Genomic DNA, 276 nt, shown 5'->3' on the forward strand with positions numbered 1-276 from the left:
CGTTCGAGCTGATGACGCAAATGCGCAAGGCCGGGCGCAGCGTGTCGTTCGACCCGAACCTGCGCCCGTCCCTGTGGGCCAGCCAGGCGCAGATGATCCGCGAAATCAATGCCCTCGCCGCTCTGGCCGACTGGGTGTTGCCGGGCCTGGGCGAAGGTCGCCTGCTCACCGGGTTCGACGACCCGCAAGACATCGCCGCGTTCTATCTCGACCAGGGCGCCGAAGCCGTGGCAATCAAGCTCGGCGCCGAGGGCGCCTATTACCGCACCCATATGG

1 protein-coding gene is annotated in these 276 nt (G+C 67.0%); it reads left to right on the forward strand.

Going from position 1 to position 276, the window contains the following annotated elements; translation table 11 throughout:
- The coding region (locus AAEZ05_RS28510; RefSeq protein ID WP_350649941.1) for a PfkB family carbohydrate kinase at positions 1–276 on the forward strand (276 nt) is incomplete at both ends.

It is taken from the genome of Pseudomonas sp. HY13-MNA-CIBAN-0226 (assembly GCF_040310305.1).
GTDB lineage: Bacteria > Pseudomonadota > Gammaproteobacteria > Pseudomonadales > Pseudomonadaceae > Aquipseudomonas > Aquipseudomonas gregormendelii.